The organism is Bradyrhizobium denitrificans (genome assembly GCF_013179005.1).
Taxonomy (GTDB): domain Bacteria; phylum Pseudomonadota; class Alphaproteobacteria; order Rhizobiales; family Xanthobacteraceae; genus Bradyrhizobium; species Bradyrhizobium denitrificans.
The window spans coordinates 1-361 of record NZ_JABFDP010000099.1 but is presented as its reverse complement, the minus strand read 5'-3'; the positions used below and the strand labels follow the sequence as shown (position 1 = coordinate 361).

Annotated in this window: 1 protein-coding gene; it reads right to left on the bottom strand. The window is 64.8% G+C overall.

All coding sequences use genetic code 11. The features are described 5' to 3' along the window. A partial coding sequence (locus HL671_RS37920; protein ID WP_172244277.1) for a transposase occupies positions 1-361 on the bottom strand: 361 nt, incomplete at both ends.

Below are 361 nucleotides of genomic sequence, written 5' to 3'. Positions count from 1 at the left end.
CCCTCGCCTCGATCAGCGTGCCGTCGACCGAGAAGTGGTCGCTCGACAGCAGCCGCTTCACCTCGGGCCGAGCCAGCAGCGCCGTCAGAAACTTCGCCGCGATCTCGCCCTCGAGCAGCCGGTCACGGTTCTTGGAGAAGGTCGAATGATCCCATACCGCGTCGTCCATGCCCAGGCCGACAAACCAGCGGAACAGCAGGTCGAAGTCCAGCCGCTCCATCAATTGCCGCTCCGAGCGAATGCCGTAAAACGCCTGCAGCAGCATCGCCCGCAGCAGTTTCTCCGGCGCGATCGACGGCCGGCCGAACGCGGTGTAGAGCGCTTCGAAGTCCCTTGAAAGGTCAGCCAGCGCCGCATTGGC